Genomic DNA, 12,601 nt, shown 5'->3' on the forward strand with positions numbered 1-12,601 from the left:
AGTCTTTAAAATTAGTATACGTAACAAATTACTTCACCACCTACATTTAATTGTTTCGCTTGTTTTCCAGTCATAAGACCTTTTGAAGTTGAAACAATTGCAATTCCTAATCCGTTAAGGATTCTTGGTAATTTGGCAGCACCTGCGTATTTACGTAAACCAGGTTTACTAATTCTTTGGATATCTTTAATTACAGGCTCTTTAGTATCTTTATCGTACTTCAAAGCAATTTTGATTGAACCCTGAACAGAGTTGTCCTCAAATTTGTAACTCAAGATATAACCTTGATCAAATAAGATCTTAGTTATTTCTTTTTTTAGATTAGAAGCTGGAATTTCAACAACTTTGTGGTTTGCAGCCACAGCGTTACGAACTCTAGTCAAATAATCTGCAATAGGATCTGTATACATATGTATTTGATTGCGATTATGGTTTTCGGGAGGCACTCGCCTCCCGAACCTTTAATCAATTAAAATTATTTTTTTGGTTTGCAAAAGTAATAACTTATTACGAGATTACCAAGATGCCTTTTTAACTCCAGGAATTAATCCATTATTAGCCATCTCACGGAAAGTTACACGTGAAATACCGAACTGACGGATATACCCTCTTGGTCTACCTGTTAATTTACAACGATTGTGTAAACGAACTGGTGAAGCATTTTTAGGTAATTTTTGTAAACCTTCAAAATCTCCAGCTTCTTTCAAAGCTTTTCTTTTCTCAGCATACTTTGCTACCGTTTTTTCTCTCTTAACCTCGCGGGCTTTCATTGATTCTTTAGCCATGTCTTAATTCTTTTTAAAAGGTAATCCTAATTCAGCCAATAATGACTTTGCTTCCTTGTCTGTTTTTGCAGTAGTAACAAATGTAATATCCATCCCTGAAATTTTGTTTACTTTGTCAATATCAATTTCTGGGAAAATGATTTGCTCTAAAACTCCAAGGTTGTAATTACCTCTTCCGTCAAAACCAGTAGCTTTAATACCACTAAAATCTCTAACGCGTGGCAAAGCAGAAGTAACAAGTCTATCTAAAAACTCATACATTCTTTCACCACGTAAAGTAACTTTTGCTCCAATAGGCATCCCTTTTCTCAATTTGAAAGACGCAACGTCTTTCTTTGAAATTGTAGATACTGCTTTTTGTCCAGTGATCTTTGTTAACTCATCAACTGCATAGTCAATAAGTTTTTTATCAGATACAGCTGCACCAACTCCACGGCTCAAAACGATTTTTTCAAGTTTTGGAACTTGCATTACGTTTGTATATCCGAATTCCTCTTTAAGAGCAGAGATTACTCTACTCTTATATTCTTCTTTTAGTCTAGGTGTATATGCCATTACTATAGTACTTGATTAGATTTTTTTGAAAATCTTACTTTCTTATCTCCTTCTACTCTAATACCAACTCTAGTTGTTTCCTTAGTTTTAGGATCAATTAGTGAAATGTTAGATATTTGTATAGAAGCTTCTTTCTTAACGATACCACCTTGAGGGTTTTTAGCACTTGGTTTTGTATGTTTCGAAACCATGTTTACACCTTCAACTATCGCTTTATTTTTCTCACGGTAAACACGTAAAACTTTACCTTCAGCACCTTTATGGTCTCCAGCAATAACTCTTACGATATCTCCTGATTTTATTTTTAGCTTTATCATCTTAAAACGAATTAAAGCACTTCTGGTGCTAATGATACAATTTTCATGAATTGTTTTTCACGAAGTTCTCTTGCTACCGGACCAAAAACACGTGTCCCTCTCATTTCCCCTGCAGCATTCAAAAGAACACATGCATTATCATCGAAACGGATATAAGAACCATCAGCTCTTCTCACTTCTTTTTTGGTACGTACAACAACTGCAGTTGAAACAGCTCCTTTTTTAACGTTACCGTTAGGAGTTGCATCTTTAATAGATACTACAATCTTGTCACCAACAGAGGCATACCTTCTTTTGGTACCTCCTAAAACACGGATAGTTAAAACTTCTTTTGCTCCCGTGTTATCTGCTACTTTTAGTCTTGATTCCTGTTGTACCATAATTATTTAGCTCTTTCTAAGATTTCAACTAATCTCCAACATTTTGTTTTACTTAAAGGACGCGTTTCGCTAATTCTTACAGTATCTCCAATGTTACAGTCGTTTGTTTCGTCGTGTGCAACGTATTTCTTTGTTTTCAACACGAACTTACCGTATAATGGGTGCTTTACTTTTCTTACTTCAGCAATAACAATAGACTTATCCATTTTATTTGAAGTAACAACACCTATTCTTTCTTTTCTTAAATTTCTTTTTTCTTCCATCTTTCAGCAGAATACAATTATTGTAACTCTCTTTTAGTTAACTCTGTAGCCAATCTTGCAACTGTTCTTCTTACACTTCTAATTTGAAGTGGGTTCTCAATTGGAGAAATAGCGTGAGCCATTTTTAGGTCAGCATATATTTTCTTAGTTTGACTAAGTTTTTCTTGCAACTCCGCTGCAGAAAGATCTTTTATTTCTGATTGTTTCATAATATAAATTTAATTATGCTTCGAAATCTCTAGCAACGACGAATTTAGTTTTTACTGGAAGCTTTTGAGCTGCAAGACGTAACGCCTCTTTTGCAACTGATAAAGGAACTCCTCCAACTTCAAACATAATTCTTCCGGGTTTAACAACGGCAGCCCAATATTCAACGGCACCTTTACCTTTACCCATACGTACCTCAAGAGGCTTCTTAGTAATTGGTTTGTCTGGAAATATTTTGATCCATAATTGTCCTTCTCTCTTCATAAAACGAGTTGCAGCGATACGCGCAGCTTCGATTTGACGAGACGTTAAGAACATTCCATCTTCATGTACAGATTTAATACCAAACATTCCATTAGAAAGCTCATGCCCTCTTTGAGAGTTACCTTTCATTTTACCTTTTTGTACCTTACGGTATTTTGTTCTTTTAGGCTGTAACATTTTTCTTTAGTTTAAAAATTTACTTTCTTTTACGAGCGTCTGGTTTTCCACCTTTATTAAAAGGCTTTCTATCTCCTCTTGGAGAATCGCCACCTTTACCACCACCAGTTCCAGATTGTTTTTTATCCATTCCTGCAAGTGGAGAAAGATCTCTCTTTCCATAAACTTCACCTTTCATGATCCATACTTTGATACCCATTCTACCATAAGTAGTATGAGCTTCAGCCAAAGCATAATCAATGTCAGCTCTGAAAGTTGATAGAGGAATTCTACCTTCTTTGAAACCTTCTGAACGTGCCATCTCAGCACCATTCAAACGACCAGAAATCAAAACTTTGATACCTTCAGCGTTCATACGCATAGAAGCAGCAATAGCCATTTTGATTGCACGTCTGTAAGAAATACGGCTTTCGATTTGACGAGCGATGCTTGTCGCCACAAGATAAGCATCTAATTCAGGTCTTTTGATTTCAAAGATGTTGATTTGAACCTCTTTGTCAGTAACTTTCTTAAGTTCCTCTTTCAACTTGTCTACCTCTTGCCCACCTTTTCCGATAATGATACCAGGTCTAGCAGTAGTGATAGTAACGGTTACAAGTTTCAAAGTTCTCTCGATGATTACTTTAGATACACTAGCTTTTGATAAACGAGCGTGGATATACTTTCTGATTTTGTGATCTTCGGCAAGTTTGTCACCGTAATCATTTCCACCATACCAGTTTGAGTCCCACCCTCTGATGATACCAAGTCTATTTCCAATTGGATTTGTCTTTTGTCCCATGCTGCTTAAGAATTGCTTTGTGTGTTATTGATAGCTCCAAGCACGATTGTTACGTGGTTAGAACGTTTTCTTATTCTGTGTGCACGACCTTGTGGAGCTGGACGAAGTCTTTTCAACATCATTCCACCATCTACTCTGATCTCCTTAACAAATAATCCAGCTTCTTCTAAATTACCTTCACTATTTTTTTGCTCCCAGTTATTGATTGCAGATAATAATAGTTTTTCTAATTTTCTTGAAGCCTCTTTAGAACTAAATCTTAAGATGTTAAGTGCTCTTTCTACCTTCTGACCTCTTACCAAGTCCGCTACTAAGCGCATTTTTCTAGGTGAAGTAGGGCAGTTATTCAATTTTGCGAAAGCAATAGACTTATTAGCCTCTTTTCTCGCATCTGCTGTTTCTCTTTTACGAACTCCCATTGCTTCTTATTTTTTACCTTTATTTTTTGCTCCAGCATGACCTCTAAAAGATCTAGTTGGTGAAAATTCTCCTAATTTGTGACCTACCATGTTTTCTGTTACGTAAACTGGTACAAATTGACGACCGTTATGAACTGCGATAGTTTGTCCAACGAAATCTGGAGTAATCATAGAAGCTCTAGACCAAGTCTTTACTACACTATTTTTACCACTTTCTACGTTTTCCTGAACTTTCTTGTCTAACTTATAATGAACGAAAGGTCCTTTTTTTAATGAACGTGCCATATCTTATTATTTCTTTCTACGTTCTACGATATACTTGTTACTCGGGTTTTTCTTAGAACGAGTTCTATAACCTTTTGCTGGTATTCCATTTCTTGAACGTGGATGTCCACCAGAAGAACGTCCTTCTCCACCACCCATTGGGTGATCAACAGGGTTCATTGCAACAGGTCTTGTTCTAGGTCTTCTTCCTAACCATCTTGTTCTACCAGCTTTTCCTGATACAACTAATTGGTGGTCTGAATTAGAAACAGCTCCAATTGTAGCCGAACAAGTTAACAAGATCAATCTTGTTTCACCAGATGGCATTTTAATTGTAGCATATTTTCCATCTCTTGCCATTAATTGAGCAAATGTACCAGCTGAACGAGCAATTACCGCTCCTTGACCTGGACGTAACTCAATACAAGAGATTACAGTTCCTAAAGGAATTCTGCTTAAAGGCAATGTATTACCAATTTCAGGTTGAGATTCTGGACCAGAAACTAATTTCTGACCAACTTTCAATCCATTTTGAGCAATTACATAAGTTTTCTCTCCATCAGCATAAGCTAATAAAGCGATAAATGCAGTACGATTTGGATCGTATTCGATTGATTTCACAGTAGCCGGAATTCCGTCTTTAGTTCTTTTGAAATCAATAATACGATATCTCTGCTTGTGACCACCACCCGTATAACGCATGGTCATCTTTCCTTGACTATTTCTACCTCCAGAGTTTTTTATCGGCGCTATCAAAGAGCGTTCCGGCTTATCAGTTGTAATGGCGTCATAACCATTCACAACTCTAAATCGCTGACCTGGGGTAATAGGTTTTAATTTTCTTACTGACATTTTTCTATCTTAGATATTGTTGTAAAAATCAATTGTTTCTCCTTCTTGTACTTGAACAATCGCTTTCTTAATTGCATTTGTCTTTCCACTGATCAAACCACTTTTAGTGTATTTTGTAGTTCTATCCGGCCTTACGTTCATCGTGTTAACTGAAACGATAGTTACTCCATAAGCAGCTTCAATAGCTTTCTTAATTTGAACTTTGTTTGCTTTTTTGTCAACAACGAATCCGAAGCGGTTTAAAACTTCACTTTCTTTGGTTACTTTTTCTGTTACTATAGGTCTAATTATGATGCTCATATTCCTATTATTTACTTAAATTTTCTTCAATTAACTCCAAAGAACCTTCTAAAAGCACTAAATTATTAGTGTTTAAAATAGCGTAAGTGCTTAATTCTGAGCTAGTTACGACATTTGAAGCCTTTAAATTGCGTGACGACAAATATACATTTTTATTTGACTCACCCAACACAAATAGAGATTTTTTATTATCTAACCCTAAAGCTTTCAAAACGTTAATGAAATTTTTAGTGTTTGGAGTTTCAAAATTAAAGTCCTCAAGAACGATAATATTTGACTCTTTTGCTTTGATTGAGAAAGCTGATTTTCTCGCCAATCTTTTCAAGCTTTTATTCAATTTAAATGAATAACTTCTTGGTCTTGGTCCAAAAATTGTTCCACCACCCTTAAACAATGGATTTTTGATACTTCCCGCACGAGCAGTACCTGTTCCTTTTTGTTTTTTAATCTTACGTGTACTTCCTGTCACCTCAGCTCTTTCTTTAGCCTTATGAGTCCCTTGTCTTTGATTAGCAAGATATTGCTTTACATCAAGGTATACAGCGTGATTGTTTGGTTCAATTGCGAATACTGAATCAGAAAGTTGAACTTTTCTTCCAGTATCTTTTCCGTTGAAATCTAATACTTTTACTTCCATTACTTCTGAATGATTACATAAGAGTTTTTATGTCCAGGAACACATCCTTTAATAACAAGTAGGTTCTTTTCAGCAACTACTTTTAAAACTCTAAGGTTTTGAACTTTTACATTGTCTCCTCCCATTCTTCCAGCCATACGCATTCCTTTGAATACTCTAGATGGATATGAAGAAGCTCCCACAGAACCTGGCGCTCTTAAACGGTTGTGTTGACCGTGAGTTGCTTGTCCAACACCACCAAATCCGTGACGTTTAACAACCCCTTGAAAACCTTTACCTTTAGACACACCTTGTACATCTACAAATTCTCCTTCAGCAAAAATAGAAACATCAATAAGATCTCCTAATTTTTGTTCAGTTGCAAAATCTTGAAATTCAACGACTTTTTTCTTAGCAACAGTTCCAGCTTTTTTAAAGTGACCTAAAGCCGCTTTAGTGGAATGTTTCTCGTTTTTGTCATCGAAACCAAGTTGCAACGCTTCGTACCCGTCAACACCTTTGGTTCTGACTTGGGTAACAACACACGGCCCAGCTTCGATTACTGTACAAGGAATGTTTTTCCCATTTTCGTCGAAAATACTAGTCATGCCGATTTTTTTACCAATTAACCCAGACATAAATATTAATTATTAATTACTAAAATTCCCTTCAATTTGAAAATAACAGAAATTTCCAAACAGGGAGTGCAAAAGTAGATATTAAAATTGAATATACCAAACAGTTACAAAAATTAAATCGCTCATTATCAAAATCCAAGCTCAAAAGAAACCACCTCGAGCTCTTTTATATTTCGATAAAAATAATTGGAATCAAAATTAACTACAGATTTGTATTACAAAAAAATCTTCTCAATAAAACCCAAAATCAGCGCCACACAGCTCTAAATAAGGCTTTTCTAACAAAACAACATTAAATTATTGTTTTCATTTAATTAAAAAACTAAACACAACAAAATTTAAAACAACAAAAAAAGCGAAACATTTCTGTCTCGCTTTTTTTTTATAAAAATATAATAAAATTATACTTTAATCTCTACTTCAACCCCACTTGGCAATTCAAGTTTCATTAAAGCATCAATAGTTTTAGATGAAGATGAATAAATATCAATCAATCTCTTGTATGACATTACTTCAAATTGTTCTCTCGCTTTTTTGTTAACGTGCGGAGAACGCAATACAGTGAAAAGTTTTTTGTGAGTTGGTAACGGAATTGGACCTGTTACAACTGCTCCAGTAGTTTTTACTGTTTTTACAATCTTTTCAGCAGACTTATCTACCAACATGTGATCGTAAGATTTTAGTTTTATTCTGATTTTTTGACTCATTTTCTTAAGAATTAAGCGTTACCTTTTGCTTTTTTAATTACAGCTTCTGAAATATTAGAAGGTGTTTCTGCATAGTGAGAAAACTCCATTGTTGAAGTAGCTCTACCTGAAGATAATGTTCTTAATGTTGTTACATATCCAAACATTTCTGATAAAGGCACATCAGCTTTAATAGTTTTAGCACCGTTTCTGTCACCCATATCATTAACCTGACCTCTACGACGGTTGATATCACCTACGATATCCCCCATGTTTTCTTCAGGAGTAATAACTTCCATTTTCATGATAGGCTCAAGAATAATTGCTCCAGCAGCTTTTGCTACTTCTCTATAACCCATTCTTGCAGCTAATTCAAAAGAAAGAGCATCAGAATCGACAGGGTGGAAAGATCCGTCTGTCAAAGTTACTTTCAAACTATCCACTTGATAACCAGCCAAAGGACCAGTTTTCATAGCTTCACGGAAACCTTTTTCTACAGATGGAATATATTCTTTAGGAACGTTACCACCTTTTACTGCATTAATAAACTGTAATCCTACAGGAACTTTACCATCAACTTCGTCAGCTGGCTCAAGTGTAAATACGATATCACCGAATTTACCACGACCTCCTGATTGTTTCTTATAAGTCTCTCTGTGCGTAGCAGTTCTTGTAAACGCTTCTTTATATTCAACTTGAGGCTCACCTTGGTTCACTTCAACTTTAAATTCACGTTTCATACGATCTACTAAGATATCTAAGTGAAGCTCACCCATACCTGAGATAATCGTTTGCCCTGAAGCCTCATCTGTTCTAACAGTAAATGTTGGATCTTCCTCAGCTAATTTAGCTAGAGCCATACCCATTTTATCAACGTCAGCTTTAGTTTTAGGTTCAATTGCAATACCAATTACCGGTGCAGGGAATTTCATAGACTCAAGAATAATTGGGTGTTTTTCATCACACAATGTATCTCCAGTTTTGATATCTTTAAATCCAACAGCAGCCCCAATATCTCCAGCCTCAATAAATTCGATTGGATTTTGCTTGTTAGCATGCATTTGGTAGATACGAGAAATTCTTTCTTTATTTCCTGAACGTGTGTTCAAAACATAAGAACCTGCATCTAAACGACCAGAGTAAGCACGGAAGAAAGCTAAACGACCTACGAATGGGTCAGTAGCAATTTTAAATGCTAAAGCAGCGAACGGCTCTTTTACATCTGGCTTACGTAAGATTTTAGTTTGATCTTCTTCTAACAATTCAGCATCATCAGGATGAATTCCTTCGATACCTTCCTTATCCATTGGAGAAGGTAAATATTTACAAACCGCATCTAACATGAATTGAACTCCTTTGTTTTTGAAAGAAGAACCAGCAATCATTGGAATGATAGCCATATCCATAGTAGCAGCTCTTAAAGCATTGTTGATTTCTTCTTCTGTAATAGAGTTTTCATCTTCCATGAATTTCTCTAATAAGTTTTCATCGTAATCAGCAACTGCTTCAATAAGAATAGATCTGTATTCTTTAACCTCTGCAACCATATCAGCAGGAATTTCAACAATATCAAAAGTTGCCCCTTGAGTTGCATCATGCCAAATGATAGCCTGGTTTTTTACTAAATCTACAACACCTTTGAAATCATTTTCTTCACCAATTGGCAAAGTGATCGCAACAGCATTTGATTTTAACATATCACGAACTTGTTGACAAACTGCCAAAAAGTTAGATCCTTGACGGTCCATTTTGTTTACGAATCCCATACGTGGAACTCTGTACTGATCTGCAAGTCTCCAGTTAGTTTCTGATTGAGGCTCAACACCATCAACAGCACTAAACAAGAAAACTAAACCATCAAGTACACGTAAAGAACGGTTTACCTCTACAGTAAAGTCAACGTGTCCAGGAGTATCAATGATATTAAAGTGGTATGGCAATGATTCAGGCAAAAGCTTACCTTGCTCAGTTGGAAAATTCCACTCACAAGTTGTTGCAGCTGAAGTAATTGTAATACCTCTTTCTTGCTCTTGAGCCATCCAGTCCATTGTTGCAGCACCATCGTGTACTTCACCAATTTTGTGTGACTTTCCAGTATAAAAAAGGATACGCTCAGTTGTTGTTGTTTTACCAGCATCAATGTGAGCAGCAATTCCGATATTTCTTGTATATTTTAAATCTCTAGCCATTTCTTACGAATTAAAATCTAAAGTGAGAGAAAGCTTTATTAGCTTCTGCCATCTTGTGAGTATCCATTCTTTTCTTAACCGCAGCACCTTCTTCTTTAGCAGCAGCTAAACATTCTGATGCTAAACGTTGTGCCATAGATTTTTCATTTCTTCTTCTAGAATAAAGTATTAACCACTTCATTGCCATAGAAATTTTTCTGTCTGGTCTAATTTGCATTGGGATTTGAAATGTAGCTCCACCAACTCTACGGCTACGTACTTCTACGTGAGGCATAACGTTTGTTAAAGCATCTTTCCAAATTTCTAATGAAGATTTTTCTGAATCTTGCTTTTTAGACTCAATGATGTCAATAGCATCATAAAATACTTTGAAAGCTGTAGATTTCTTACCATCCCACATTAAGTTGTTTACAAAACGTGTTACCAATTGGTCGTTAAACCTTGGATCTGGTAAAAGTGGTCTTTTCTTTGCCGCTCTTTTTCTCATGTCTTTTTTTTAATAAAAAGTTATAGGTCATCCGTTAAATGTTATGTGTCATCCACTTTAGCTTACGCCTAATTTCAAACCCTTAACTCCTAACCTCCAACTTTAACGTTTTAAATTACTTTTTTGCTTCTTTTGGGCGTTTAGCACCGTACTTAGATCTTCTTTGCGTTCTTCCTGCAACTCCTGACGTGTCAAGCGCTCCACGAACGATATGATATCTAACACCTGGTAAATCTTTTACCCTTCCACCTCGCACTAATACTATCGAGTGCTCTTGTAGATTGTGTCCTTCTCCAGGGATGTAAGCATTCACTTCATTACCATTTGTCAAACGTACACGCGCAACTTTACGCATTGCAGAGTTTGGTTTTTTTGGTGTAGTAGTGTAAACACGCGTACAAACCCCTCTTCTTTGAGGACAAGAATCTAAAGCAACCGATTTACTCTTCTTAGTGATCTGAGTTCTTCCTGTTCTTACTAATTGTTGAATTGTTGGCATAATTAATACTAAAAATTTATTATGTATATTAAATTCCCGCTTTTTACGGGGTTGCAAATGTATAAAATATTTTTCACTATACAAACGTTAATTCATTAATTTTCAATAACATTATTTAAGCTTATGAATTTAGAAACAAACAATAGATATTTGCAATACTTTTAATAAATGAAAAAATTGCTTTCAAAACCCTTTTTACAACTACTCTTTTTTTGCGCAAGCATTTCCTGCTATGCACAAAACTTCCGTTTAATAATAAACGGATCAAACCAAACTCAAACTCAAACAATTGATTCTCTAGACTATACAACAAATCACACAAATATAAAATCGTTATTTAACGAAATAAAAAACACTTCTGAAAAATTATCAAAAAAAGGATACATTAACAATCAAATACTAGAAACCAACAAGACAAACGACAGCACTTATACAACAATAATCAACCTAAATAAGAAAACAAAAAACATTCATATATATATAGGTAGAAATAAACCTCTTTTTGACACTTCAGAAACAAACAAAGACACTTTAATTATTCCATATGAAGAGTTAGAAAACTTTCTAAATCAAAAAATAATTGATGCAGAAAAAAGAGGTTTCGCATTAAGTAAAGCAAAACTTGAAAATATTCAAACAAAGAATTCAACAATTTATGCCGATTTAACTTTTAAATCCGAAAAAAAACGCACCGTAAATTCAATTATTCTTAACCGAGAAAACGGTAATAAAAAAAGCTATTTCCCAAAAGGTCACTTAAAACAGCTCAATAAAAAATACCTTAATAAAACTTTTAACCAAGAAACAGTAAAAGAACTTTACAACGATATTAACAGCTACGAATTCGTCACTCAGACCAAATATCCCCAAATATTATTCACTAGCGATTCCACCAAAATTTATACTTATATCGAAAAAAGAAAAGCAAACACTTTTGACGGATACATTGGATTTTCGAACGATGAAAACAAAAAATTAACTCTAAATGGATACCTTGATATAGCACTATTAAACACTCTTCATGCCGGAGAACAATTTTCACTGTACTGGAAAAGCGACGGAAACCAACAAAAAACCTTCAACACAAAAATAGAAATCCCTTATATTTTTCAATCTTCATTGGGATTAAAAGCACAATTAAACATCTTCAAACAAGATAGCACTTTTCAAAATACTAAAACCTCTATAGATCTAGGCTATTTTATAAATTACAATACAAAAATATACCTTGGCCATCAATCAACAGAATCAAGCGACATTCAAAACACAAACAATTCTACCATTAGTGACTATAAAAACTCCTATTTCACTTCAACTTTTGAATACAAAAAAGGAGACATCGAAAACAATCTTTTCCCAAGGAAAGCTTTTATAAATTTCATAGTGGGATATGGAAAACGAAATACAAATGGCGATCCGGAAACAGTAGCTTCAAGCCCTCAGCTTTATATAAATTCAAATCTTTCTTACAATTTCAAAATAAATAAAAGGAACTATCTCTTCATAAATCCGCAAATTTTTTATTTAAACAGTAAAAATTACATCACAAACGAATTATTTAGATTTGGCGGAATAAACTCAATAAGGGGTTTTTCAGAAAATAGTCTTCAGGCAAATTTCACATCGATGCTTCTTACAGAATACAGATATGTTGTTTCAGATAATTTATACATAAATTCAATTATCGACTATGCGATATATCAAGACTTAACAAGAACTTTAAATCCTAAAAAAATTAACAATTTAACAGGAATTGGAATTGGAGCAACAATACAAACATCAAGCGGTTTATTGCGAATAAATCTCACAAACGGAAGGGAAAACATTAAGGAAATACAATTATTTAACACTATGGTAAGTATATGTTATAATGTTAAATTTTGACCCAACTCAAAAAAACTTTAAACTATCATTAGGAAAGT

20 protein-coding genes are annotated in these 12,601 nt (G+C 34.7%); 1 reads left to right on the plus strand and 19 read right to left on the minus strand.

Annotated elements, in window-relative coordinates; genetic code table 11:
- Positions 1-11 precede the first annotated feature (11 nt).
- The 19 genes from rpsH to rpsL form a co-directional block, all read right to left on the minus strand.
- Entirely contained in the window at positions 12-410 is a 399-nt protein-coding gene (gene rpsH, locus WN975_RS16025; RefSeq protein ID WP_017495014.1) for a 30S ribosomal protein S8, read from the minus strand.
- Positions 411-515: 105 nt separating this feature from the next.
- Positions 516-785, minus strand: a complete 270-nt coding sequence (rpsN, locus tag WN975_RS16030; protein WP_007803655.1) for a 30S ribosomal protein S14 — start codon at positions 783-785, stop codon at positions 516-518.
- A gap of 3 nt (positions 786-788) precedes the next feature.
- Positions 789-1,340, minus strand: coding sequence for a 50S ribosomal protein L5 (gene rplE / locus WN975_RS16035; RefSeq protein ID WP_007803652.1), 552 nt, complete (start codon positions 1,338-1,340; stop codon positions 789-791).
- A gap of 2 nt (positions 1,341-1,342) precedes the next feature.
- Positions 1,343-1,657, minus strand: a complete 315-nt coding sequence (gene rplX, locus WN975_RS16040; RefSeq protein WP_007803650.1) for a 50S ribosomal protein L24 — start codon at positions 1,655-1,657, stop codon at positions 1,343-1,345.
- Between the two features lie 11 nt (positions 1,658-1,668).
- Positions 1,669-2,037 carry a 50S ribosomal protein L14 gene (gene rplN, locus WN975_RS16045; RefSeq protein ID WP_007803649.1) on the minus strand — a complete coding sequence of 123 codons (369 nt, stop codon included), beginning with the start codon at positions 2,035-2,037 and terminating at the stop codon, positions 1,669-1,671.
- A gap of 2 nt (positions 2,038-2,039) precedes the next feature.
- The gene (gene rpsQ, locus WN975_RS16050) at positions 2,040-2,300 is read right to left on the minus strand and encodes a 30S ribosomal protein S17 (protein WP_007803646.1); all 261 of its coding nucleotides are present in this window, start codon (positions 2,298-2,300) and stop codon (positions 2,040-2,042) included.
- A gap of 17 nt (positions 2,301-2,317) precedes the next feature.
- A complete protein-coding gene (rpmC, locus tag WN975_RS16055) occupies positions 2,318-2,509 on the minus strand; it encodes a 50S ribosomal protein L29 (protein WP_007803639.1) in 192 nt (63 codons plus the stop codon).
- 13 nt (positions 2,510-2,522) lie between these two features.
- Positions 2,523-2,948: a 50S ribosomal protein L16 gene (gene rplP, locus WN975_RS16060; protein WP_007803637.1), complete on the minus strand. Its 426-nt coding sequence runs from the start codon at positions 2,946-2,948 to the stop codon at positions 2,523-2,525.
- Positions 2,949-2,967: 19 nt separating this feature from the next.
- Complete coding sequence (rpsC, locus tag WN975_RS16065) at positions 2,968-3,729, minus strand: 30S ribosomal protein S3 (protein ID WP_007803635.1); 762 nt, start codon at positions 3,727-3,729, stop codon at positions 2,968-2,970.
- Between the two features lie 5 nt (positions 3,730-3,734).
- On the minus strand, positions 3,735-4,148 hold the full coding sequence (gene rplV, locus WN975_RS16070) for a 50S ribosomal protein L22 (RefSeq protein ID WP_007803631.1): 414 nt from the start codon (positions 4,146-4,148) through the stop codon (positions 3,735-3,737).
- Positions 4,149-4,154: 6 nt separating this feature from the next.
- Positions 4,155-4,433 carry a 30S ribosomal protein S19 gene (rpsS, locus tag WN975_RS16075; RefSeq protein WP_012022488.1) on the minus strand — a complete coding sequence of 93 codons (279 nt, stop codon included), beginning with the start codon at positions 4,431-4,433 and terminating at the stop codon, positions 4,155-4,157.
- Between the two features lie 6 nt (positions 4,434-4,439).
- Positions 4,440-5,264, minus strand: a complete 825-nt coding sequence (rplB, locus tag WN975_RS16080) for a 50S ribosomal protein L2 (protein ID WP_007803623.1) — start codon at positions 5,262-5,264, stop codon at positions 4,440-4,442.
- A gap of 9 nt (positions 5,265-5,273) precedes the next feature.
- Positions 5,274-5,564 (minus strand): 50S ribosomal protein L23, encoded by a 291-nt coding sequence (gene rplW, locus WN975_RS16085; RefSeq protein WP_007803621.1) that lies wholly within the window; start codon positions 5,562-5,564, stop codon positions 5,274-5,276.
- A gap of 7 nt (positions 5,565-5,571) precedes the next feature.
- Complete coding sequence (gene rplD, locus WN975_RS16090) at positions 5,572-6,201, minus strand: 50S ribosomal protein L4 (RefSeq protein ID WP_041516263.1); 630 nt, start codon at positions 6,199-6,201, stop codon at positions 5,572-5,574.
- On the minus strand, positions 6,201-6,818 hold the full coding sequence (rplC, locus tag WN975_RS16095) for a 50S ribosomal protein L3 (protein ID WP_007803612.1): 618 nt from the start codon (positions 6,816-6,818) through the stop codon (positions 6,201-6,203). The genes rplD and rplC overlap by 1 nt, the downstream gene beginning before the upstream one ends.
- A 401-nt stretch (positions 6,819-7,219) precedes the next feature.
- Positions 7,220-7,525, minus strand: coding sequence for a 30S ribosomal protein S10 (rpsJ, locus tag WN975_RS16100; RefSeq protein WP_007803605.1), 306 nt, complete (start codon positions 7,523-7,525; stop codon positions 7,220-7,222).
- A gap of 11 nt (positions 7,526-7,536) precedes the next feature.
- The gene (gene fusA, locus WN975_RS16105) at positions 7,537-9,693 is read right to left on the minus strand and encodes an elongation factor G (protein ID WP_056245966.1); all 2,157 of its coding nucleotides are present in this window, start codon (positions 9,691-9,693) and stop codon (positions 7,537-7,539) included.
- 10 nt (positions 9,694-9,703) lie between these two features.
- Positions 9,704-10,180 carry a 30S ribosomal protein S7 gene (rpsG, locus tag WN975_RS16110; RefSeq protein WP_007803600.1) on the minus strand — a complete coding sequence of 159 codons (477 nt, stop codon included), beginning with the start codon at positions 10,178-10,180 and terminating at the stop codon, positions 9,704-9,706.
- Positions 10,181-10,295: 115 nt separating this feature from the next.
- On the minus strand, positions 10,296-10,679 hold the full coding sequence (rpsL, locus tag WN975_RS16115) for a 30S ribosomal protein S12 (RefSeq protein ID WP_007136570.1): 384 nt from the start codon (positions 10,677-10,679) through the stop codon (positions 10,296-10,298).
- Positions 10,680-10,847: 168 nt separating this feature from the next.
- Here rpsL and WN975_RS16120 point away from each other — a divergent pair, with 168 nt between their 5' ends.
- Positions 10,848-12,563 (plus strand): hypothetical protein, encoded by a 1,716-nt coding sequence (locus WN975_RS16120; protein WP_337967403.1) that lies wholly within the window; start codon positions 10,848-10,850, stop codon positions 12,561-12,563.
- Positions 12,564-12,601 lie beyond the last annotated feature (38 nt).

The sequence above is a fragment of the uncultured Flavobacterium sp. genome (assembly GCF_951805225.1).
GTDB lineage: Bacteria > Bacteroidota > Bacteroidia > Flavobacteriales > Flavobacteriaceae > Flavobacterium.